Source organism: Pseudomonas iridis, assembly GCF_017980685.1.
Lineage (GTDB): Bacteria > Pseudomonadota > Gammaproteobacteria > Pseudomonadales > Pseudomonadaceae > Aquipseudomonas > Aquipseudomonas iridis.
This window is the reverse complement of sequence record NZ_JACXXO010000008.1, coordinates 85,517-105,533: the sequence shown is the minus strand read 5'-3', so window position 1 is coordinate 105,533 and position 20,017 is coordinate 85,517. Positions and strand designations below refer to the sequence as shown.

19 protein-coding genes are annotated in these 20,017 nt (G+C 59.5%); 8 read left to right on the top strand and 11 right to left on the bottom strand.

Going from position 1 to position 20,017, the window contains the following annotated elements; genetic code table 11:
• Positions 1 to 108: 108 nt before the first annotated feature.
• From IEQ42_RS15180 to tkt, 5 genes are all read right to left on the bottom strand, one after another.
• Positions 109 to 441 (bottom strand): MliC family protein, encoded by a 333-nt coding sequence (locus IEQ42_RS15180; RefSeq protein ID WP_203419808.1) that lies wholly within the window; start codon positions 439 to 441, stop codon positions 109 to 111.
• A gap of 57 nt (positions 442 to 498) precedes the next feature.
• On the bottom strand, positions 499 to 720 hold the full coding sequence (locus tag IEQ42_RS15175) for a hypothetical protein (protein WP_042561491.1): 222 nt from the start codon (positions 718 to 720) through the stop codon (positions 499 to 501).
• 34 nt (positions 721 to 754) lie between these two features.
• Positions 755 to 1,918 carry a phosphoglycerate kinase gene (locus IEQ42_RS15170; protein ID WP_047303881.1) on the bottom strand — a complete coding sequence of 388 codons (1,164 nt, stop codon included), beginning with the start codon at positions 1,916 to 1,918 and terminating at the stop codon, positions 755 to 757.
• 12 nt (positions 1,919 to 1,930) lie between these two features.
• Positions 1,931 to 2,983: an erythrose-4-phosphate dehydrogenase gene (epd, locus tag IEQ42_RS15165; RefSeq protein ID WP_150593634.1), complete on the bottom strand. Its 1,053-nt coding sequence runs from the start codon at positions 2,981 to 2,983 to the stop codon at positions 1,931 to 1,933.
• Positions 2,984 to 3,162: 179 nt separating this feature from the next.
• Positions 3,163 to 5,160: a transketolase gene (gene tkt / locus IEQ42_RS15160; RefSeq protein ID WP_210704054.1), complete on the bottom strand. Its 1,998-nt coding sequence runs from the start codon at positions 5,158 to 5,160 to the stop codon at positions 3,163 to 3,165.
• 259 nt (positions 5,161 to 5,419) lie between these two features.
• Here tkt and IEQ42_RS15155 point away from each other — a divergent pair, with 259 nt between their 5' ends.
• The 4 genes from IEQ42_RS15155 (at position 5,420) to IEQ42_RS15140 (ending at position 9,934) form a co-directional block, all read left to right on the top strand.
• A complete protein-coding gene (locus tag IEQ42_RS15155; RefSeq protein ID WP_042561495.1) occupies positions 5,420 to 6,415 on the top strand; it encodes an ArsR/SmtB family transcription factor in 996 nt (331 codons plus the stop codon).
• Positions 6,416 to 6,433: 18 nt separating this feature from the next.
• On the top strand, positions 6,434 to 7,624 hold the full coding sequence (gene metK, locus IEQ42_RS15150; protein ID WP_042561496.1) for a methionine adenosyltransferase: 1,191 nt from the start codon (positions 6,434 to 6,436) through the stop codon (positions 7,622 to 7,624).
• A gap of 151 nt (positions 7,625 to 7,775) precedes the next feature.
• Complete coding sequence (gene ligB / locus IEQ42_RS15145; RefSeq protein WP_210704053.1) at positions 7,776 to 9,443, top strand: NAD-dependent DNA ligase LigB; 1,668 nt, start codon at positions 7,776 to 7,778, stop codon at positions 9,441 to 9,443.
• A 95-nt stretch (positions 9,444 to 9,538) separates the two neighbouring features.
• Positions 9,539 to 9,934: a DUF1090 domain-containing protein gene (locus IEQ42_RS15140; protein ID WP_042561498.1), complete on the top strand. Its 396-nt coding sequence runs from the start codon at positions 9,539 to 9,541 to the stop codon at positions 9,932 to 9,934.
• Positions 9,935 to 10,056: 122 nt separating this feature from the next.
• Here the strand turns inward: IEQ42_RS15140 and IEQ42_RS15135 are convergent, their stop codons facing one another.
• A complete protein-coding gene (locus tag IEQ42_RS15135) occupies positions 10,057 to 10,506 on the bottom strand; it encodes a c-type cytochrome (RefSeq protein ID WP_210704052.1) in 450 nt (149 codons plus the stop codon).
• Positions 10,507 to 10,634: 128 nt separating this feature from the next.
• Between IEQ42_RS15135 and mltA the strand changes: the two genes are divergently transcribed.
• Positions 10,635 to 11,807, top strand: a complete 1,173-nt coding sequence (gene mltA / locus IEQ42_RS15130; protein ID WP_210704051.1) for a murein transglycosylase A — start codon at positions 10,635 to 10,637, stop codon at positions 11,805 to 11,807.
• A 95-nt stretch (positions 11,808 to 11,902) separates the two neighbouring features.
• Here mltA and IEQ42_RS15125 read toward each other — a convergent pair whose 3' ends face one another.
• Both IEQ42_RS15125 and IEQ42_RS15120 read right to left on the bottom strand, forming a co-directional pair.
• The gene (locus IEQ42_RS15125; protein ID WP_042561501.1) at positions 11,903 to 12,286 is read right to left on the bottom strand and encodes an MAPEG family protein; all 384 of its coding nucleotides are present in this window, start codon (positions 12,284 to 12,286) and stop codon (positions 11,903 to 11,905) included.
• A gap of 39 nt (positions 12,287 to 12,325) precedes the next feature.
• Complete coding sequence (locus tag IEQ42_RS15120; RefSeq protein WP_200616864.1) at positions 12,326 to 13,159, bottom strand: EamA family transporter; 834 nt, start codon at positions 13,157 to 13,159, stop codon at positions 12,326 to 12,328.
• Between the two features lie 226 nt (positions 13,160 to 13,385).
• Between IEQ42_RS15120 and IEQ42_RS15115 the strand changes: the two genes are divergently transcribed.
• Together IEQ42_RS15115 and IEQ42_RS15110 are read left to right on the top strand one after the other, a co-directional pair.
• A complete protein-coding gene (locus tag IEQ42_RS15115; protein ID WP_210704050.1) occupies positions 13,386 to 14,555 on the top strand; it encodes an MFS transporter in 1,170 nt (389 codons plus the stop codon).
• A gap of 326 nt (positions 14,556 to 14,881) precedes the next feature.
• Positions 14,882 to 16,144: a cation:proton antiporter gene (locus tag IEQ42_RS15110; protein ID WP_210704049.1), complete on the top strand. Its 1,263-nt coding sequence runs from the start codon at positions 14,882 to 14,884 to the stop codon at positions 16,142 to 16,144.
• A 52-nt stretch (positions 16,145 to 16,196) separates the two neighbouring features.
• Here IEQ42_RS15110 and IEQ42_RS15105 read toward each other — a convergent pair whose 3' ends face one another.
• On the bottom strand, positions 16,197 to 17,480 hold the full coding sequence (locus IEQ42_RS15105; protein ID WP_210704048.1) for an amidase: 1,284 nt from the start codon (positions 17,478 to 17,480) through the stop codon (positions 16,197 to 16,199).
• 58 nt (positions 17,481 to 17,538) lie between these two features.
• A complete protein-coding gene (locus IEQ42_RS15100) occupies positions 17,539 to 17,952 on the bottom strand; it encodes a VOC family protein (RefSeq protein ID WP_042561506.1) in 414 nt (137 codons plus the stop codon).
• 113 nt (positions 17,953 to 18,065) lie between these two features.
• Between IEQ42_RS15100 and IEQ42_RS15095 the strand changes: the two genes are divergently transcribed.
• On the top strand, positions 18,066 to 18,932 hold the full coding sequence (locus IEQ42_RS15095) for a LysR family transcriptional regulator (RefSeq protein WP_210704047.1): 867 nt from the start codon (positions 18,066 to 18,068) through the stop codon (positions 18,930 to 18,932).
• Positions 18,933 to 18,938: 6 nt separating this feature from the next.
• Here IEQ42_RS15095 and IEQ42_RS15090 read toward each other — a convergent pair whose 3' ends face one another.
• On the bottom strand, positions 18,939 to 19,820 hold the full coding sequence (locus IEQ42_RS15090; RefSeq protein ID WP_210704046.1) for a formate/nitrite transporter family protein: 882 nt from the start codon (positions 19,818 to 19,820) through the stop codon (positions 18,939 to 18,941).
• Positions 19,821 to 20,017: the final 197 nt, after the last annotated feature.

Below are 20,017 nucleotides of genomic sequence, written 5' to 3'. Positions count from 1 at the left end.
GCCTGCTCGCGAAAGCGGTCTGACAGACACTGCATCAGCGACGGCAAGACTGCCTTCGCGAGCAGGCTCGCTCCCACAATTGGATCTCCGTACATCAATTCAATCGTGTTACTCGGCTTTGCAGCCGCGGCCGATCAGGTCATTGGTGGCGACCCAATACACCAGGCCTTCCTCACCCTTGACGTGAAACGCCAGCATGCCATCGCTGTACAGCGCGCCCGAGGCGCCCGGCTCTTCTTTCAGGCGATAGACCTGATCACCGCCGCCCAGTCGAACGTCGACTTCCTTCTGGCCGGCATCGGCGTAACGCCAGAGCACTTTGGCCTGGCTGTCGCAGGTCCAGGTGGTCCAGTTATCCGCAGGGGCGGACGACTGAAACAGGTTCAACTGCGCGCAACCGCCCAACAATGCCAACGCCGCAATGGCGATCAAGCCTTTCATCCGTGTTCCTCGACTGACGACGCACGCCGCCAGTCCTGAGTTAAAGAGTCAGACCCGTCAAGGACAACCATGTTCCTTGGCCGGGGTTTGCGTCTCGTATTTGTCCAGACCGTCCGGCCCGGAACGCTTGTTCAGCACCGGGTTGGTCTCGGCCTGCCAGTCGGCCTGATAACAGCCTTTGTGCACCGCGTCTGGCGCAGGCGTAGGCTCGGCCTTCGGGTTGCTCCCGCAGGCCGCCAGCGTACCGGTCAGCAACAACAATGCTAATGACTTGACCATTTGAACACTCCTTTGCCTGGCCAAACGGGCGGCCTCAGGCCTTGGCCCGGCTTTCCAGGACTTCAACGGCTGGCAGCACTTTGCCTTCGACGAATTCGAGGAACGCGCCGCCACCGGTGGAAATGTAGGAGATCTTTTCAGCCACGCCATATTTATCGATGGCCGCCAGGGTGTCGCCACCGCCGGCAATCGAGAACGCATCGCTGTCGGCGATGGCCTGAGCCAGCACTTTGGTGCCGTTGCCGAACTGATCGAACTCGAACACGCCGACCGGGCCGTTCCACAGAATGGTTTTCGACGATTTCAGCAGTTCGGCGAAGTTGGCTGCGGTTTGCGGGCCGATGTCCAGAATCATGTCGTCGGCGGCAACGTCAGCGATGAGCTTGACGGTGGCTTCAGCGGACTCGGCGAATTCCTTGGCAACCACAACATCAACGGGCAGCGGCACGCTGACCTTGGCGGCGATGGCGCGCGCGGTGTCGAGCAGATCCGGCTCGTACAGCGACTTGCCTACCGGATGACCGGCAGCGGCGAGGAAGGTGTTGGCGATACCGCCGCCGACGATCAGTTGATCGCAGATCTGGCTCAGGCTGTTGAGTACGTCGAGTTTGGTCGAGACCTTGGAGCCGGCAACGATGGCAGCCATTGGTTGCGCAGGCGCGCCCAGCGCTTTGCCCAGTGCATCCAGCTCGGCGGCCAGCAGTGGGCCAGCAGCGGCGACTTTGGCAAATTTGGCCACGCCGTGGGTCGAACCCTCGGCGCGGTGAGCGGTGCCGAACGCGTCCATCACGAACACGTCGCACAGGGCGGCGTATTGCTGGGCCAGTTCGTCAGCGTTCTTTTTCTCGCCCTTGTTGAAGCGCACGTTTTCGAACAGCACGATGTCGCCGGCCTTGACGTCAACGCCGCCCAGGTAATCGGCTACCAGCGGTACTTCACGGCCGAGTGCCTTGCTCAGGTAGTCGGCGACTGGCTTGAGACTGTTCTCGGCGGAGAACTCGCCTTCGGTCGGACGGCCAAGGTGCGAGCACACCATGACGGCGGCACCTTTTTCCAGGGCCAGCTTGATGGTCGGCAGCGAAGCCAGGATTCGCGCATCGCTGGTGACAACACCGTCCTTGACTGGGACGTTGAGGTCTTCGCGGATCAATACGCGCTTACCTTGCAGATCGAGGTCGGACATCTTCAACACGGTCATGGGTCGCACTTCCTACGGTTTTTTTGAAGTTGCTGTTTGCAGATAGTGTTCTGCAACGTCCAGCATTCGGTTGGCAAAACCCCACTCGTTGTCGAACCAGGCCAGGATGTTCACCAGCCGTGGGCCGGAAACGCGGGTCTGACTGGCATCGACGATGGCCGAATGTGGGTCGTGGTTGAAATCACAACTGGCGTGAGGCAATTCGGTGTAGGCCAAAAGCCCCTTGAGCGGGCCGCTGGTGGCGGCTTCACGCAGGATCCGGTTGACCTCAGTGGCGTCGGTCGCCGTGGCGGTCTGCATCGTGATGTCGAGGCACGACACGTTGACCGTCGGCACGCGTACGGCTTTGGCTTGAATTCGGCCGGCAAGTTCCGGCAGCAGGCGCTCGATACCGCGCGCCAGACCAGTGGACACCGGGATCACCGACTGGAACGCCGAACGGGTGCGGCGCAGGTCTTCGTGGTGATAGGCGTCGATGACCGGCTGATCGTTCATCGCCGAGTGAATCGTGGTGATCGACACGTAATCAAGGCCGATCGCCTTGTCGAGCAGACGCAACAGCGGCACGCCGCAGTTGGTGGTGCAGGAGGCGTTGGACACCAGCAGTTCGTCGCCGGTCAGGCAGTCCTGATTGACGCCGTAAACGATGGTGGCGTCGACATCCGCCTCGCTGGCCATCGGCTGCGAAAACAACACACGCGGCGCGCCGGCGTTCAGGAAACGCTGGCCGTCTTCACGGGTGTTGTAGGCGCCGGAGCATTCGAGCACCAGATCGACGTCCAGCGACGCCCAATCGATGCCTTCGGGGGTGGCACTGCGCAGGACCTTCACGCAGTTGCCATTAATATGCAGACAATCGCCCTCGACCCGCACTTCGCCGGGGAACCGGCCGTGGGTAGAGTCGAAGCGTGTCAGGTATTCGATGCTGGCCATGTCGGCCAGATCGTTGATCGCGACAATTTCAAACCCGGCTTTCTCGCCTCGCTCAAACAACGCACGCAAGACGCAACGACCAATCCGGCCGTAGCCGTTGAGTGCAACTTTGTAAGGACGCGGTTGAGGCATGGGGTTCTCGATAGTACGCAGGCAGACGTAATGTTTGTTGCAACACAACCCTTGTGGGAGCTGGCTTGCCAGCGATAGGGCCATTCGCATCAACATAAATGCTGACTGAACGGACGCTATCGCTGGCAAGCCAGCTCCCACATGGTACTGCGGTGACCGTTAGATCACCGCGCTGTGCCTTAGTCTTCCAGCAGCTCTTCAGCCTGACCGAGGATGTTTTCCAGGGTGAAACCGAACTCTTCGAACAGTGCCGAAGCCGGAGCCGACTCACCGTAAGTGGTCATGCCGATCACGCGACCTTCCAGACCCACGTACTTGAACCAGAAGTCGGCATGAGCCGCTTCGATCGCGATACGCGCGCTGACCTGCAACGGCAGGACGGCTTGCTTGTAGCCAGCATCCTGAGCATCGAACACGCTGGTGCAAGGCATCGAAACCACGCGCACCTTGCGGCCCTGCTCGGTCAGTTTGTCGAAGGCTTGAACAGCCAGGCCGACTTCCGAACCGGTCGCAATCAGAATCAGCTCAGGCTCGCCTGCGCAGTCCTTCAGCACGTAGCCACCGCGGCTGATGTCGGCGATCTGGCCAGCATCACGGGTTTGGTGCTGCAGGTTCTGACGCGAGAAGATCAGCGCCGATGGACCGTCCTTGCGCTCCAGAGCGTTTTTCCAGGCCACGGCCGATTCAACGGCATCGGCTGGACGCCAGGTGTCGAGGTTCGGTGTAGTGCGCAGGCTGGTCAGTTGCTCGATCGGCTGGTGCGTCGGGCCGTCTTCGCCCAGACCGATGGAGTCGTGGGTGTAGACGTGGATCACTTGCTTCTTCATCAGCGCCGACATGCGCACAGCGTTGCGAGCGTATTCCATGAACATCAGGAAGGTCGCGCCGTAAGGCACCAGGCCGCCGTGCAGGGTGACGCCGTTCATGATGGCGGTCATGCCGAACTCGCGCACGCCGTAGTACATGTAGTTGCCGCTGGCATCTTCAGCGCTGACGCCCTTGCAACCTTTCCACAGGGTCAGGTTGGAACCGGCCAGGTCAGCCGAACCGCCGAGCAATTCCGGCAGCAGCGGGCCGAACGCGTTCAGGGTGTTCTGGCTGGCTTTACGGCTGGCGATGGTTTCGCCTTTGGCAGCGACTTCAGCGATGTAAGCCGAGGCTTTTTCGGAGAAGTCTGCTGGCAGTTCACCGCTCAGACGACGGATCAGCTCGTTGGCTTCGGTCGGGAACGCGGCGGAGTAGGCAGCGAAACGCTGGTCCCACTCGGCTTCTACAGCGCGGCCGGATTCCTTGGCATCCCACTCGGCATAGATGTCGGCCGGGATTTCGAATGGACCGTGGTTCCAGTTCAGCGCCTGACGGGTCAAGGCGATTTCCGCGTCACCCAGTGGGGCGCCGTGGCAGTCTTCTTTGCCTTGCTTGTTCGGCGAGCCGAAACCGATGGTGGTCTTGCAGCAGATCAGCGTCGGCTGCGCGCTCTTGCGAGCGGTTTCGATGGCGGTCTTGATCTCTTCCGGGTCGTGACCGTCAACGTTGCGGATCACTTGCCAGTTGTAGGCTTCGAAACGCTTCGGCGTGTCATCGGTGAACCAGCCTTCGACTTCGCCGTCGATGGAGATGCCGTTGTCATCGTAGAAGGCGATCAGCTTGCCCAGACCCAACGTACCGGCCAGGGAAGCGACTTCGTGGGAAATGCCTTCCATCATGCAGCCATCACCCAGGAACACGTAGGTGTGGTGGTCAACGATGTTGTGGCTCGGACGGTTGAACTGCGCCGCCAGGACTTTTTCCGCCAGCGCGAAACCCACGGCGTTGGCCAGGCCCTGACCCAACGGGCCAGTGGTGGTCTCGACGCCTGGGGTATAGCCGAATTCCGGGTGACCCGGGGTGCGGCTGTGCAGTTGACGGAACTGCTTAAGGTCTTCGATCGACAGGTCATAACCGGTCAGGTGCAGCAGCGAATAGATCAACATCGAGCCATGGCCGTTGGACAGCACGAAGCGGTCACGGTCGGCGAAGGATGGATTGCTCGGGTTGTGCTTGAGGTAGTCGCGCCAAAGCACTTCGGCGATATCTGCCATACCCATAGGTGCACCGGGATGGCCGCTGTTGGCTTTTTGCACGGCATCCATGCTGAGGGCACGAATGGCGTTGGCACGCTCACGACGGCTAGGCATCGCTGATCTCCTGGGTGTGAATAGATTGAAACGGAAAAAAGGAGGGCATTTTCCCTCACCGGAGCGCCTCGGGGCAATGACAGATAGTCATCCGGCAGCGTTTTTCCAATGGATAGCGGCGGATTAGGCAGGTGAAACCTTTCCGCTATTGGTTTGTAGAGTTGACCATCTCGCGAGAAGTGCCATCTATCGAGCAATATCAAAACTTTTTGATATTGCCCTTGCGGTGCTTTGAGGCCGTCACTAGACTGCCCACCCTATGAACTTACGCGTGCCTTCCATTCGCCATGACGATTGCGACGAGCTGGCGGCCCTGTGCAAGGCCGGCGGCGATCCGCTGCGCCTGAATGTATTGCGCGCCCTGGCCAACGATTCGTTCGGTGTACTGGAGCTGGCGCAAATTTTCGGCATCGGTCAGTCCGGCATGAGTCATCACCTTAAAGTGTTGGCGCAAGCCGATCTGGTGGCGACCCGCCGCGAAGGCAACGCGATTTTCTATCGCCGCGCCCTGCCCCACACCGAATTGCTGGGTGGCAAGTTGCACGCCGCATTGTTAGAAGAAGTCGACAACCTGGTGCTGCCTGACGACGTTCAAGCGCGAATCACTCAGGTTCACGGGCAGCGGGCTGCGGCCAGTCAGGACTTTTTCGCTCGGGTAGCTGAGAAATTTCGCGCCCAGCAAGACTTGATCGCAGGCCTGCCGCAGTACCGCGAAAGCGTGCTGGCGCTGCTCGACAAACTGAATTTCGATGGTGCTGCCACGGCCATTGAAGTCGGCCCCGGTGATGGCGCTTTCCTGCCGGAACTGGCGCGTCGCTTCAGCACCGTAACCGCGCTGGACAACAGCCCGGCGATGCTCGAACTGGCGCGTCAGGTATGCGTTCGTGAACAACTGGCTAACGTCAGCCTGCAATTGGCCGATGCATTGAACGGCACCAGCCTTCAGGCCGATTGCGTGGTGTTGAACATGGTGTTGCACCATTTCGCCGCGCCGGCCGAAGCGCTCAAGCACATGGCCGACTTGCTGCAACCGGGCGGTAGCTTGCTCGTGACAGAGTTATGTAGCCACAACCAGAGTTGGGCCAGGGAGGCCTGCGGTGATCTGTGGTTGGGGTTTGAACAGGACGATTTGGCCCGTTGGGCCACCGCTGCGGGACTCGTTCCCGGGGAAAGCCTCTATGTAGGCTTACGTAATGGTTTCCAGATCCAGGTCCGCCACTTTCAGCGACCGGCTGGCGACACTCACCATCGGTAAATTCAGGAAAAAATCGAGATGAGCGAATACTCCCTCTTCACCTCCGAGTCCGTGTCCGAAGGGCACCCGGACAAAATCGCCGACCAGATTTCCGATGCGGTGCTGGACGCCATTATTGCTGAAGACAAGTTCGCCCGTGTGGCGTGCGAGACTCTGGTAAAGACCGGCGTTGCAATCATCGCCGGTGAAGTGACCACGTCGGCCTGGGTCGATCTGGAAGAAATCGTGCGTAACGTCATTCTGGACATCGGCTACAACAGCTCCGATGTCGGCTTCGACGGCGCAACTTGCGGTGTGATGAACATCATCGGCAAGCAGTCCCCAGACATCAACCAGGGTGTTGACCGTGCCAAGCCTGAAGATCAGGGTGCCGGCGACCAAGGCCTGATGTTCGGCTACGCCAGCAACGAAACCGACGTTTTGATGCCAGCCCCGATCACCTTCTCGCACCAGCTTGTTCAGCGCCAGGCCGAAGCCCGTAAATCGGGTCTGCTGCCTTGGCTGCGCCCGGACGCCAAGTCGCAAGTGACCTGCCGTTACGAAGGCGGCAAGGTTGTCGGTATCGACGCTGTAGTTCTGTCGACCCAGCACAACCCTGACGTATCGTACAAAGACCTGCGCGAAGGCGTGATGGAGCTGATCGTCAAGCACGTGCTGCCTGCCGAATTGCTGACCAAAGACACCCAGTTCCACATCAACCCGACTGGCCAGTTCATCATCGGCGGCCCGGTTGGCGACTGCGGTCTGACCGGTCGCAAGATCATCGTCGACAGCTACGGCGGCATGGCCCGTCACGGCGGCGGCGCGTTCTCCGGCAAGGATCCATCGAAGGTTGACCGTTCGGCTGCCTACGCTGGCCGTTATGTTGCCAAAAACATCGTCGCTGCCGGCCTGGCCGAGCGTTGCGAGATTCAGGTTTCCTACGCGATCGGTGTGGCCCAGCCTACCTCGATCTCGCTGAACACCTTCGGCACCGGCAAGATCAGCGACGACAAAATCGTCAAACTGGTGCGTGACGTGTTCGACCTGCGTCCATACGCGATCACCACCATGCTCGACCTGCTGCACCCGATGTACCAGGAAACTGCAGCCTACGGCCACTTCGGTCGCACGCCAGAGACCAAGACTGTTGGCGAAGACACCTTCACCACATTCACCTGGGAAAAAACCGACCGCGCCGACGCTCTGCGTTCTGCTGCCGGCTTGTAATTCCCTGGCTGCATGAAAAGCCCCGCACGGTTTGCGCCGTGCGGGGTTTTTTTATGCTTTCAAGATCCGCAACACCCCGCAAAACACCCGACCGACCTCGCTAAAAATCCTGACTAGTCTTCAGAAACCCCCATGAGCAAGGACGCTCAAGATGCGTTTGTTTTTGTTTGTTTTGCTGAACCTCATATACCTGACTGGCTACGCGTCTCAATGTCCGAACTGGGCCCTCACCCAGGCCCAGCGCGAAATCACCACCCTGCAAAAACAGATCGACCAATGGGACGACGCCTATCACCGCGAAGGCCGCGCATTGATTGCCGACGAACTCTACGATCAATCGCGCCTGCGGCTAAACCAATGGCGGCAGTGCTTCAAATTACCAATGGCGCCCGAGTCTTTGCGCACAGCCGCGGGCGCCATTGCGCACCCTATTGCCCACACTGGCCTGGACAAGCTTCATAAAGCCGAGGCCGTGGAGGCATGGCTGAGAGACCGCAAGGACGTCTGGGTACAACCCAAAGTTGATGGCGTCGCCGTGACACTCGTCTATCGCGCCGGGGTGTTGCAGCAAGCAATCAGTCGCGGCGACGGCGTCAACGGGCAAGACTGGACGGCATCGGCACGCAACATCGACGCCATTCCTCAACGCTTGAAGCAACCGCTGGATGTGTTGGTGCAAGGCGAGCTCTATTGGCGTTTGAACGAGCATGTTCAAGCACGCGCTGGCAGCGTCAACGCACGCGCTATCGTTGCAGGCTTGATGGGCAGAAAATCCCTGAGTACAGAACAAGGTGCCGGCATCGGCTTATTCATCTGGGACTGGCCACAAGGGCCTTCGGATTTGCCTGAGCGGCTATCGACACTGGCGGCGCTGGGCTTCGCCACAACGGTGCCCTACAGCTATCCCGTCCAGCAATTGGCAGAGGCACAAAAGTGGCGCGAGCACTGGTATCGCTCCCCCCTGCCATTTGCCACTGATGGCATCGTTCTGCGCCAGAGCCGGCGCCCTCCGGCCGAACGCTGGCAGGCCCGCGCACCTTACTGGGCGATCGCCTGGAAATATCCGTTTGCCCAGGCATTGGCCGAAGTACGCAAGGTGAATTTCAAGATCGGTCGCACCGGCCGCATCACGCCGGTACTCGAACTGATACCCGTCATGCTCGATGACCGGGAGATCAAACGGGTCAGCGCCAGTTCACTCAAGCGCTGGCAGGCGCTGGATATCCGCCCCGGCGATCAGGTGGCAATCAGTCTGGCCGGACTCACGATTCCGCGTCTCGACAGCGCTGTATTGCGCACCAGCGAGCGCGCAGCAATCAATGTCCCGAACGCCAAGGATTTTCATGCCTTGAGTTGCTGGCAGCCCACGCCCGGCTGCGAAAGCCAGTTTCTCTCGCGCCTGACCTGGCTCAGCGGCAAACAAGGACTGGCCATGCAGAATGTCGGGCGCGGTACTTGGGAGAAACTTCTCGAAACAGGCCGCGTGAAACACCTGCTGGATTGGTTGACCCTCGACGAGCCAGAGCTTGCTAACATTGCCGGCTTCGGCGAACGCAGCAGCGCGCGCCTGATGCACAGCTTTCGCAGCGCCCGCCAACGACCGTTCGCACAATGGCTCAAGGCACTGGGTATGCCGCCAACGGGCGGGGCAAAACTCCCCGATTCGTGGCAGGCACTGGCACAACGCGATACCGAACAATGGCAGAAGGAAGCCGGCATCGGCCCCGGTCGCGCAGCGCAATTGAACGCATTCTTCCGTGACGCGCAGGTGCTAGCCTTGAGTGAAATTTTACGCGCCGCCGGAATCGACGGTTTCTGAACATGCAATCCCGGCTCACCGGGAACCCAACGGTCGCCGAGGCGCTCCAACAGCGCAGCGCCCCCGACCCGAATGCCTTTGCACATGGAGCTTTTATGAAATTTTTCGCACCACTCGCCCTGCTGACCCTTTGCGGCGTCATGGCCGCTCCCGTAATGGCTGCCGAAGACGCTCCCGGACTGACCGGCTGCGCGGCCAAGAAGCAGGGCATCGTGAACCAGATCGAGCAGGCCAAAGCCCGCGGCAATGCCGATCAGCAGGCAGGTCTGGAAACCGCTCTGCGTGAAGTCACTGAACATTGCACTGACGCCGGCCTGAAAAAGGAGCGCGAAAACAAGGTCCTCGAGGCCAAGCATGAAGTCAGTCAGCGCCAGGCCGACCTCGACAAGGCCATGAAGAAAGGTGATCCGGAGAAGATCGACAAGCGCAAGAACAAGCTCGCCGAATCGCGTAAAGAGCTGCAGGACGCGCTGGACCAGATCGACAAGTAAAGGGTGGTGAGTTAAAGGCCACCATCGCGGGCAAGCCCGCTCCCACAGGAATTTTTTATGTACAGCAGAGAAATTTGTGGGAGCGGGCTTGCCCGCGATGGCGTCAGATCAGCCAACAGGTATCAATGATCGCGAAACTCTTTATGGCAAGCGCTGCAGGCATCTTCAACCTTCTGCACCGCAGGCCCCAGGTTGCTGGCCTTGTACGGCTGGACCTTGCTGGCGACCACCAATTCACCGGTGGCTGCTTCAAGGTTGCGGGCCATTTCCTGGAAGCGCGCCTGCTTTTGCCACACATCGTCTTTGGCGCTCGTGTGATCTTCTTCGCGCACTTGCGGGAAATGTTTCCACGGTTCGCGGGACAACGTATCGAGCTTCACCGCACCTTCGGCAAACTTCGGCCCGTCGAACGGAATGCGTCCACGCAACATGCCGCCCAGGTCTTCGCCGGTCTTGAGCATCTGCTTGAAGATCGTCTTGCGTTGGCCCAACGGAGAATTCGGATCGACACCGCCGCAGCCGGACAGGGTCAGGCAGGCCAGCAATACAACAGCAATTCTTTTAAGAGTCATGGTGGCTTCAGGTCACGGAAATCGGCGGCCAGTATCCCCGCGTCACCGACAAACACCAATAGCCCTATTAAAAATACGGGTTGCCGGAGCGCATGGAGCACTCCGGCAACCGGCACAGGAATCACTCCATGAACAGCCGTTTCAAGGCCTGGCGTCATCCGCTGATCACCACTCTTCCAATGCTGGCAATTCTCGCCGGTTGTACCGGTGGCGACAGCGACAAGCCGAAAACCCATGCGCTGGCCACTTATTCCAGCGCGACGTGGGAAGCACTGCCAGCGGTGTCCGATAGCGATCTGGTCGCCGGTTTCGGTTCTTGGCGCAGCGCCTGCACCCGCCTCAAAAATGATGCGGTCTGGGGCACGACCTGCGCCGCTGCGGCGAACGTGCCGCAGAGCGCCAGCGAGATTCGTGCTTTCCTCAAACAGAACCTCGATGTCTACGGCCTGCGTGCTGAAAACGACAACCCCAACGGGTTGATTACCGGCTACTACGAACCGGTGTACCCCGGCAGCCTGACGCCGACCGAAACGGCGAACGTTCCGGTGTATGGCGTGCCCGAGGACATGATCATCGTCTCGCTCGACAGCATTTATCCCGAACTCAAAGGCAAACGCCTTCGCGGTCGACTTGAAGGTCGGGTGCTCAAGCCCTACGACGACGCGGCGACGATCGAAAGCAAAGGCGTGAACGCGCCAGTGGTTGCCTACCTCACCGACCCGATGAATCTGCAATTTTTGCAAATCCAGGGATCCGGGCGGATCCAGACCCAGGACGGCAAGCAGCTACGCATTGCCTACGCCGACCAGAATGGCCACCCGTATCGACCGATTGGCCGTTGGCTGGTCGAGCAAGGCGAACTGAAGAAAGAAGACGTGACGATGGGCGCGATCAGCGACTGGGCCAAGGCCAATCCGTCGCGCATTCCGGAACTGCTGGGCAGCAACCCCAGCTATGTGTTTTTCACCCGCAACCCGGACAGCAACGAAGGCCCGCGCGGTTCGCTGAACGTGCCACTGACTGCCGGCTATAGCGCGGCGGTGGATCGCAAGGTGATTCCTTTGGGTAGCCTGTTGTGGTTGTCGACGACGCGCCCGGATGGCACGGCGCTGGTTCGTCCAGTGGCGGCGCAGGACACCGGCGGTGCGATTGCCGGTGAGGTTCGCGCAGATCTGTTCTGGGGCACCGGTGATGCGGCCGGGCAATTGGCTGGCGACATGAAACAGCAGGGGCAGATCTGGATGCTCTGGCCCAAAGGTGCACCGTTGCCACAAGTACCGCAGGTGGCCGACAAACCTTAAAAGCAAAAGATCGCAGCCTGCGGCAACTCCTACAGGGTGGATCTGTGACCTCTGTAGGAGCTGCCGCGGGCTGCGATCTTTTGACCTTGCTCTACCTAAACCGACACGAAGAAGAACGAAGCAATCAACCCCATCCCCACAAACCACACCAGCGACCGCAGAATCGCCCAGTCCGCCAGATAGCAGATGATGTACAGCAGGCGACTGGTGATAAACAGCACCGCCAGCACATTCACGGTGACCAACTGCGCCGTCCCCACCAGATGCGCAACGATCACCGCTGCGGCAAACGCTGGCATCACTTCAAAGCTGTTCAGTTGCGCCGCATGCGCCCGCCGGGCCACGCCATTAACGCTGTCGAGAAAGTCTCGCGGGTCATGATTGTCACTGAGCCGGAAACCGCCCGAGATCTTGGCGACAATCGTGCACACGTACGGCAAAAAGATCGCGATTAACACACACCAAAGAGCCACCGTCATAACGCCATCCTTTTTTCGAGTTATAGAGTTCGCGAGCCGTCAGAACTTCATCACCAGTATGCCGATCAGCACCAGCCCACAAGCTAAGAGCCGCGACCTGCCGAAAGGTTCTTTGAGGTATCGCATTCCGAACAGCACCACCAGAATCACGCTGATCTCGCGCAACGCCGCTGCTTCGGCAATCGAGCCCAACTGCATCGCCCACAGCACCAAAGCGTAGCTGAACAACACGCAGAACCCGACTGCCAGCCCCAGTTTCCACTGCTCACGCCAGAACTGCATGAACGCCGGACGTTTGGCGACCCACGCCAGCAACGGAAACGGCCAGGCGCTGAGCAGCGTGACCCAGACCAGGTAATCCAGCGGATGCGACCAGCGCCGCAGCGCCTGGCCGTCAATGTAGGTGTAGCAGCCGATGCACAGCCCGATCAGCGCTACCACCGGCAACATCGACCACGGTAAATGTTTGCCACCGCCGCCCTGCCACAGCAGACACGCCATGCCGAACGGAATCAGCATGATCCCGAAGATCTGCTGTGTAGTGAGCACTTCACCGGCAAAGATCAGGGTCAGTGCCAGCACCACCAGTGGCGACAAACCGCGCATCAACGGATAGACCAGCCCGAGATCGCCAACGCGATAGGCTTGAATCAACAGATAGCGATAGAGCAGTTCGAACGCTGCCGACGCGAGAATCCACGGCCAGATATCCATGGGCGGCACGTTCACGAAGGGCAACGCGATGGCGACAACCAGCAGCGCCACGGTGTCCATGCACGCCACCACCAGCAGCCGTTCGGCACTGAACTTGATCAGGGTATTCCACGCCGCATGCAGCAGCGCCGCTACCAACACCAAAGCTGTCGCCAGCACGTTTCACTCCTTATTATTTTTCACCGCACTCACGTCAACAATCGAATAGTCAGATTATTGATTCTCGATGTGTCAGCAGCTGTTTATACTGCAAGCGACCACGCCGCACTCAGTTGCGCACAGACTAATTCCAATAATTCCTGCCCGCCCCGCTCTCTTTCGAGACCGGTCGTTGGCCTGCGTATGCCTGATCACAGCGTCAAGACTACCGACAGAGACCTTGCGCATGCCACTCGCCTTGTTTGCACTCGCTGTTGCCGCGTTCGGCATCGGCACCACTGAATTCGTCATCATGGGCCTGCTGCCCGACGTCGCCCGCGATCTCGCGGTGAGCATTCCTCACGCCGGCCTGCTGATCACCGGTTATGCCCTGGGCGTGGTGTTCGGTGCGCCGATTCTCGCCATCGGCACCGCCAACATGCCGCGCAAAGCCACGCTGCTGGGCATGACGCTGATGTTCATCCTCGGCAACGTGCTCTGCGCGCTGGCGCCGAATTACGCCACACTCATGGCCGCTCGCGTGGTCACGGCGCTGTGCCACGGCGCGTTTTTCGGTATCGGCTCGGTGGTCGCTGCCGGTTTGGTAGCGCCGAACAAACGCGCGCAGGCGATTGCGATGATGTTCACCGGTCTGACCCTGGCCAATGTGCTCGGCGTGCCGCTGGGTACTGCGCTCGGGCAATACGCCGGTTGGCGCTCGACATTCTGGGCGGTGTCGGTGATCGGCGTAATTGCCGCGCTGGCGCAATGGTTGTGGTTACCCAAACACATCCCGATGGACAAGGCCAACCTCGCCAGCGAGTTCAAAGTGCTGGGCAAGATCAATGTGCTGCTGGCGCTGGGCATGAGTGTACTGGCGTCGACCAGCCTGTTCAGCGTGTTCACTTACATTGCGCCGATCCTGCAGGACATCACCGGCGTCAGCCCGCACGGCGTGACTGTGATGCTGTTGCTGTTCGGCGTCGGCCTGACCGCTGGCAGCATGCTCGGCGGGCGTTTGGCCGACAGTCGTTTGCTGCCGTCGCTGGTGGGTGTGGCAATGGCCGTGGTGCTGGTTCTCGCGGCGTTCACCCAGACCAGTCACTCGGTGATTCCGGCAGCGATCACGCTGGTGCTGTGGGGGATTTTCGCTTTCGCGCTGTGCCCGATCCTGCAACTGCTGATTATTGATCAAGCTCATGAAGCGCCGAACCTCGGCTCGACCCTGAATCAAAGCGCCTTCAACCTCGGCAACGCGGCCGGTGCCTGGATAGGCGGGTTGGTGGTGGCGAGCGGTGCCGATCTTGCGCAGTTGCCGTGGACCGGGGCGCTGGTAGGGGTGTTGACGGTGCTGACGGCGCTTTGGTTTATCTACCTGCAACGTCGCGGGGCTGCTGCGGTCAATGTGTCTGGCTGATCGAGTTGCGCCAGACATTGCCCTCACCCTAACCCTCTCCCAGAGGGAGAGGGGACCGATTGGGGAATGCTTCAGAGCTACGTCGACCTGAACGTGTATTGCCGAATCCATAATCGACTCGATTGCTCAGGTCGATGTTGAGTAGGAAACGCCACGGTCGGCTCCCTCTCCCTCCGGGCGGTCCGACGTTTCGGGAGGGCTGTGATGAGGGGGCTCCTTATCTCAGCTCAGATTTCCACTGTGTCTTCAGTTGCCTCCAGCCCATCAAACCCCTGCACCAACGAACCGGTGCGTTTTCTTCCCACCCCTCATCCAAAGGACCCCGGATGCTTGAACTTGTCGCCGCTTTCATCTGCCTCACCACCCTCCTCACCTTCGTCAACTTCCGCTTCATCGGTCTGCCGCCGACCATCGGCGTGATGGTCACCGCGTTGCTGTTTTCCCTGCTGCTGCAAGGCTTGAGCGTGCTCGGCTATCCGGGCCTGGAAGAACGCGTACAGCAACTGATCGGCCAGATCGATTTTGGCGATCTGCTGATGAACTGGATGCTGTCGTTCCTGCTGTTCGCCGGGGCCTTGCACGTAAACCTGAATGATTTGCGCAGCTATCGCTGGCCCATCGGCTTGCTGGCGACTTTCGGTGTATTGATCGCCACGGCGGTGATCGGCAGCCTCGCGTATTACATCTTTGCCCTGTTCGGCTGGCACGTGAGCTTCCTCTACTGCCTGTTGTTCGGCGCGCTGATTTCCCCGACCGACCCGATTGCGGTGCTCGGCGTGTTGCGTACCGCCAACGCCTCGAAACCGCTGAAAACCACCATCGTCGGCGAGTCGCTGTTCAACGACGGCACCGCCGTTGTGGTGTTTACCGTGTTGCTGGGCATCGCCCAACTCGGCGAGACCCCGACCGTCAGTGCCACCGCCATGCTATTCGCCCACGAAGCCATTGGCGGCGTGGTGTTCGGTGGGCTGATCGGTTATCTGGTTTACCTGATGATCAAGAGCATCGAGCAGCACCAGATCGAAGTGATGCTGACCCTCGCGCTGGTCATCGGTGGTTCGGCGCTGGCCTCCGAACTGCACGTTTCCGCACCGATTGCGATGGTGGTTGCCGGCCTGATCATCGGCAACCTGGGACGCAATCTGGCGATGAACGACATGACCCGCAAATACCTCGACGGCTTCTGGGAGCTTCTCGACGACATGCTCAACGCGCTGCTGTTTGCGCTGATCGGCATGGAGCTGTTGCTGCTGCCATTCAACTGGCTGCACGTGGCGGCGGCGAGCTTGCTGGCGGTGGCGATTCTGCTGTCGCGTCTGCTCACCGTGGCCCCGGCAATCCTGCTGCTGCGGCGTTGGCGCACAGTGCCGCGCGGCACAATCCGGGTACTGACCTGGGGCGGTTTGCGCGGTGGGGTCTCGGTCGCTTTGGCCCTGTCGCTGCCACTGGGCGAGGAGCGTGACCTGCTGCTGAGCATCACCTACATCGTGGTGTTGTCGTCGATTCTGATACAGGGCCTGACCATTGGCCGGGTTGTCCGCGGCGTCACTGGCCAGCAAGACGTCAGCGCTGCGAGTTCCGCGCACTGACGCATCAAGGGAACGCCGTCCTGGAGCCACCTCCACGACGGTGCCTCTTCAATTAGCCGGCAGCCCGCAGCACAGCATCCACCTGCTCCGCAGCACGCAACAGATTGCTGTCGTCTCTAAACCTTCCGATCATTTGCAGGCCAACGGGTAACGCCCCGGCATTGCGCACGAGCGGAAGGTTGATTTGCGGCAAGCCAAACGCCATCCAGAACTTGCTGAAATCGGAAGGTCCGGTGGCTTCAAGACCCAACGGGGCGACGATGCCACAGCTCGCCCCCAGAACGGCGTCGAAAGGCTGGAATATCGACTCCAAAACGGTGGCCAGCTTTGCCAGACGCTTGTTTGCCGCTGACTCTTGCTCCCAAGTCGTCAAACGGGCGCGTTCGATCATGGCTAACAGTTCTTCACTGAGTTTGTCCGGATGCATTTGCAGTTCTTTGGACAGTGATCGGGCGCCTTCGCAATCGTTTATCAGCAGATGGTCATCAAATACCGCCGCAAACTCCTCAGGCAGCAACACCTCGCTCACCTGATGTCCGGCTGAGCGCAGCTCTTGAACCGCAGCTTCCAGAGATCTGGCCACATCTTCATCTACCTGATCCCAACGCGCCGTACGACAGAAGCCGAACGAGCATAAATTGCGTTCATGAGCACTCTGCGGGAAACCAGGTATCAAAACCTGAGCCATCAGCTCCAGATCACGCACCGAGCGCCCATACCAACCCACCGTGTCGAAGCTCGGCGCCAGGGGTTTGACCCCCTCCAGAGAAACCAGACCATAGGAAGGCTTGAAGGCATACAGCCCGCAATACGCCGCCGGTTTGATCAATGAGCCAGCCGTCTGAGTCCCCAACGCGAGCGGGAAAAAACCGGCAGCCATCCCCGCTGCCGAACCGGCACTCGAACTGCCGGGGGTTCTGGCAAGATCATGAGGATTGCGGGTTGGACCTGTGTGCATGTAAGCGAATTCGGTGGTATGGGTCTTGCCCATGATGACTGCCCCGGCCTGGCGCAGCAGCGCAACGACATGGGCGTCACGCGAGGGGCGGTTTTGCTCATAGATCGGCGAGTAAAAACGGGTGGGATGATCGACAGTGTCATAGACGTCTTTGATCCCCACGGGCACACCTGCCAAGAGGCCTTTCGCGTTACCGTTTTTCAATTGGCACGCCTGACTGCGCACCGCGTCCGGATCGAACGAAACGAAGGCATTTATGCTGCGCTCACTCACTTCGACACAGCCAAGAAAGTGCTCGGCTACTGCCTCTGCACTCACGGCATCCGCCCGAACCATTTCAGAAATTGCGGTGGCATCAGCTTGATTGAAATTTTGCATATCGCTCCTTGGACTTCCCTTCGAAAATCACTTGAGGGAGGTGCGTTTTTTGGACGTTTCAAGTTGCATAAACCGATTGCAAATCAGTGAAGCCTTTTATCTCGATAGGGTTTCCGGCGGGGTCCAGGAAGAACATGGTCGCTTGCTCGCCGGGCTCTCCTGGAAAACGAATGGTGGGTGAAAGAACGAATTTCACTTGGCCTTCGATCAAACGGTCCTTCAAGGCAACCCAGTCCGACATCTTCAATATCACCCCAAGGTGGGGCATCGGCACGTTGTGCTCACCTACTTTTCCGGTGTTCGTTACCGCAAACGGCTCGCCCAGATGCAACGACAATTGATGCCCGAAAAAATTGAAGTCAACCCAGGTCTCGGTGCTGCGCCCTTCTTCACATCCCAGCAGATCACCGTAGAACTGGCGGGAAATCTGCAAATCGCGGACGTGAATAGCGAGATGAAAAATTGACTGCATCGGTAGCTCCTGAACGTCGCCGGAAAGTGAGAATGACTGGCTGAGCTGAAGACTGTGCGGTTTTCATCAAAAGAGATAGCATGTAATTTTTTTCGCTATCGAAAGAATTTCTTATGGATACGCGTTATTTGAAAAGCCTCATTACAGTCGTGGAATGTGGCTCCATCGCGCACGCCGCGCGCGTGGAGGGTTTGACGGCAGCAGCGATCAGTCAGCGAATTCTCGCGCTCGAACGGCAACTCGGCTTTGAACTGCTATCGCGGGTTGGGCACGCAGCCAAGCCGACCCAGGCCTGTCTCGGTTTATTGCCGAGGGCTAAACGCATCGTTCGCGAGATTGCATTGTTGGCGGGAGATGCCGACGAGGGTGGGCTTACGGGGCAGTTACGGATAGGCGCTATATCAACTGTGCTGACCGGTCTGCTTCCCGGCGCATTGCGCGCACTGACCGAGCTGGCGCCGGGGCTGACGCCAGTCATCGTGCCGGGTACATCGCGCGCGTTGTATCAGTCGCTTCTCTCTGGGGAAATCGACGCGGCCATTCTGGTGGTTCCACCGTTCGAATTGCCGAAAACCCTGCAGGCGGTATCGCTTCGCAAGGAACCTCTGGTTTTTCTGTCGAAGGAAAAATCCTCGGACAGCATCCCGGCTCAACTGAAAACCCAACCGTATATCCGCTACGATCCTGACTCGTGGGGCGGAAGGCATGCCGAGCACTATCTGGCGGACAACGGATTGCTGCCGACGCCGCTGGTAGATCTGGATGCACTGGAGACCATTGCCATGCTCGTGACTGAAGGCCTGGGCGTGAGCCTTGTGCCTTACTGGTCCGGCTTCGAACACTGGGGCCACAAGTGTGTTGTGACCCCGCTTGGCAACGACCGCTACGACAGAGAGATTGCGCTGACCAGCCACGTTCAGACTGACCGGCCCAAGATGATGGGCGCCTTGTCCAAAGTGCTTTCACTGGCACAAGCCTGACGGGATTCAATCTGGCCTGGACTCGGCATGATCCTTCTCAGGGCCATCAGGTTTCGGCGTCCCGCTTTCGCTGCGGATCTGCGCATGGCTGATCAGGGCGAAGATAAAACTGCCGCCGATGATATTGCCGGCCAGCGTCGGCCCGGCAAACACCGCCAAGAAATCGCTCCACGGCAACTCGCCAGCAAACACCAGATAGGACACCTCCGCCGAACCGACGACGATGTGAGTGAAGTCACCGAGCGCCATGAAGTAGGTGATGAGGATGATGATCCACATCTTCGCGCTCTCCATCGACGGGATCATCCAGACCATGGTCGCGATCATCCAGCCGGAGACAATGCCTTTGGCGAACATCTGGCTGGCGCTGTGTTCCATCACCTTGCGGCCGATCTCGAGGAAGGCGTGGTCGGTCTTGGCGTCGAAAATCGGCAGCTCCAGCATCACGTAAGCCACCAGAATCGTGCCGCACAGGTTGCCGACCAGCACCACCGTCCAGAGGCGGATAAGCCGACCGAAATTGAGCAGCGTCGGTTTGGTCATGACCGGCAGCACGGCGGTCAGGGTGTTTTCGGTGAACAGTTGCTGGCGGGCGAGGATCACCGCGAGGAAACCTGCGCAGTAGCCGAAACTGGCGATCACCTTGAATTCATCGCCCTCGGGCAACCGCGAAGTGAGCAGGCCCATGCCCATCAGCGACAGGCCCATGGTCAGCCCTGCGGCGAGCGCCGACCACCATAGCGCAGCGATGCTGCGTTCAAGTTCCTGATCGCCTTGAGAGCGGATGATTTCATGCAGAACCGCCGCGCGGGGCGGCTGGCTTTTCTCGACTTCGTGTTGCTCTTTGGCCGAGAGATCGGGGGTCTTGCCGTCGGTGGGCGTGGTCATGGCGTGGGAACCGGTGGGGGGTGTCGTTTACCTACGACATTCGCACCATGAAATACGTTCTGTAGGCGCCGAGCAAATCTTTGGGCGTACGCAGAAAATGTAGGAGCTGCCGAAGGCTGCGATCTTTTGATTTTGATTTTTCAGAAGCAAGATCAAAAGATCGCAGCCTTCGGCAGCTCCTACAGGGTCAGCTTATG